The sequence below is a fragment of the Nitrosophilus sp. genome (assembly GCF_982775275.1).
In genome coordinates this window covers 2,362-5,055 of sequence record NZ_CEXZHP010000112.1, presented here as the reverse complement: position 1 = coordinate 5,055, position 2,694 = coordinate 2,362, and the positions used below count along the sequence as shown (strand labels likewise).

Sequence of the window (2,694 nt, the reverse complement as noted above, 5' to 3'; positions counted from 1 at the left end):
GATACCCGCCATTCCAGGAAGAGTAAGAGTGGCACCAAAAAGAGCCATAATGCCTATGATTAAAAATAGATTGGCTATTAGGGCGATATCGGCTATAATTCCCGCAATCCCATAATAGAGTATCATAAATAGCACTACCAAAACAAAACCGATAATTAACGCTATGAGGCTTGCTTTTATACTATCTGCTCCAAGGCTTGGTCCAACGCTTCTTTTTTCAAGTAAAAATACCGGCGCCAAAAGCGCACCGCTTCTAAGAGCTATAGCTACATCGTGAGCCTCCTCAACGGTAAAACCTCCGCTTATCTGACCGCTTCCGCCGCCGATTCTCTCTCTAATAACCGGAGCCGAATATACCTTGTTATCCAAAACTATAGCTAAATGTTTTCCAACATTCTTTGCTGTAAAATCCCCAAAAATTTTCGCCCCTTCGCTATTTAGCGTAAAGTTTATAACAGGTTGGTTATTTTGATCAAAAGCAACCTTTGCGTCCACTATCATACTTCCGTCTAAAATAGGAATCTCTTTTAAAAGATATTTGATTTTTGAACTTTTCGCATCGGGCAAAATCACATCTCCATATTCAGCCGCCTCTTCAGGAGTCATAGAGTAAACTCTTGCCGCTCTATCTTCGTCAACGGCCATTAGTTGAAGATGCGCCGCTTTTGCTATAAGGGATCTTATCCTTTGCTCTTCTTGCGGTGTTTTAATGCCGGGAAGCTCAACCAAAATCTTATCTTTTCCCTGTTTTGCCACGTTTGGTTCTGCTAAGCCAAACTGATCTAATCTATTTCTTATGGTATCAACCGCCTGATTTATGGCATACTCTTTAACAGACTCGATCTCTTCTTTGGTAAGAGAGATTTTATATTTTAAACCATCTTTTTCTATCTTTAGCCCAGAGATTTTTTTTAACATCTCGTCAATTTTTGGCTGATCATCTTTATCTAAAAGGGTAAAAGTTATACCATTTTGATCAACTTTTATATCTTCTATCAATATATCGTTATCTTCGGCATAATATTTAATGCTTGAGGCAATTGACTTTATTTTAGATTTTATCGCGGCATCCGTGTCAACTCCCAAAAGCATATGCAAACCGCCCTGCAAATCCAAACCCAAGGTTATCTTCGGTCCCTCTTTTAAGTTGAAAAAGGAAGGGATAGAAAGAGCTATCCCTCCAATTAGCGCTATGAGGAAGATAACCAAACGATAATTTAGTATCCTCATTTTAACTCTCTATTTTTTTGGCTATAAAATTTTTATCTATCTTTACTATTACTTCATCATTAAGCTTAGCTTTGATAAAATCTTCTTCAGGTTTTACAACCTCAACGATCAAACCGCCGTTTGTAACAACTTTATCGCCTTTTTGCAAAGAGTTTATCATCTCTTTGTGCTTTTTTGCCTGTTGTTGCTGCGGTCTTATGATAAGAAAATAAAATATAGCAAAGATAATAATGAGCGGTAAAAGTGAACCCAAAATACTTCCAGCTCCGGCTGCTTGTCCTTCCATATCGATCCTTTCCAAAAAATTTAGAGAGTATTTTAACATCTATTTGCTAATAAAAGCCTTTTTAATTGCATTAGTTTTTAGTTTTTTTATATACGCAAAAGCTTTTAATATAGATAATATATATTTAAACTCCATATTTTCCTTATTTGCTTTTTATTTTATACTTAAAGCCAAAACAAATCTCTCTTTTTGGATCGGATTTTTTATAGGAATATTATGGTTTTATTGGATAAGTTTTAGCTTTAGATATTACGATTTGGATCTAATGATCCCTATCGTTATAATTTTTGTGGGATTAGTTTATGGAGGAATATTTTTATTAATTTCAGTAATTGGGAATTGGGAATTAAAAATTTGGAAAAATATTAATTCCAAATTCCTAATTCCTAATTCCAAAATTCCTTTAACTAAACTTTTTTTATTACTTTTTTTAAGCTATATCCATCCATTTGGTTTTAACTGGTTTATCCCAGAACTCGCCTTTATAAACACAATTTTTGGAATAGATAAAATCTCTTTCTTTTTCATTTTATCTGCTTTATATATAAACCTCAATTGGAGTTATGAGGTTGGATATCGAAAAAAAATATTATCTATTTTTATAGCGCTATTTTTGCTTTTTTTAGCCGTTGATTTAAAAGAAAAAAGACCAAAACTGCCAAACTTAAAAATATATCTAAGCGAAACGAAAATCCCTCAAGATAAAAAGTGGGATCCTATATATAGACAAAAGATAATCTCTTTAAATTTTGAGATAATTAAAAAAGCGATAAAAGAGGGTTATGATATGGTAGTTTTACCAGAAAGCGCATTTCCTATGTATCTAAACAAAGATATGGATACGTTAAATAGGCTAAAAAAACAGAGTCGAAAAATAGCTATCGTTACCGGAGCTTTACATCTAAAAAACTCATCTTCTTATAACTCAACATATATTTTTATCGATGAAAAATTAACTATCGCCGACAAGGTTGTGTTAGTTCCTTTCGGTGAGGAGGTGCCTTTTCCTAAATTTTTGTCTAGATTGATAAACAAGATCTTTTTTAATTCGGCAAAAGATTATGAAAAAGCGAAAAATCCCACAGATTTTAAGGTAAATGGGATAACTTTTAGAAACGCTATTTGTTATGAGGCAACCCATCCTCTTTTATATAAAAACGCTCCAAAATATATGATCG

The 2,694-nt window shown here is 33.4% G+C and carries 3 protein-coding genes; 1 reads left to right on the top strand and 2 read right to left on the bottom strand.

Annotated elements, in window-relative coordinates; genetic code table 11:
* Positions 1-1,230, bottom strand: a 1,230-nt coding sequence (gene secD / locus AC30RD_RS06210) for a protein translocase subunit SecD (RefSeq protein ID WP_489493498.1), incomplete at its 3' end; no start/stop codon positions are given.
* Position 1,231: 1 nt separating this feature from the next.
* Positions 1,232-1,516 carry a preprotein translocase subunit YajC gene (gene yajC / locus AC30RD_RS06205; RefSeq protein WP_489493497.1) on the bottom strand — a complete coding sequence of 95 codons (285 nt, stop codon included), beginning with the start codon at positions 1,514-1,516 and terminating at the stop codon, positions 1,232-1,234.
* On the opposite strand from yajC, the gene lnt reads away from it, so the two are divergent.
* Positions 1,461-2,694: apolipoprotein N-acyltransferase (gene lnt / locus AC30RD_RS06200; RefSeq protein ID WP_489493495.1), on the top strand; the 1,234-nt coding region annotated here is incomplete at its 3' end. The two genes, yajC and lnt, sit on opposite strands and share 56 nt — an antisense overlap.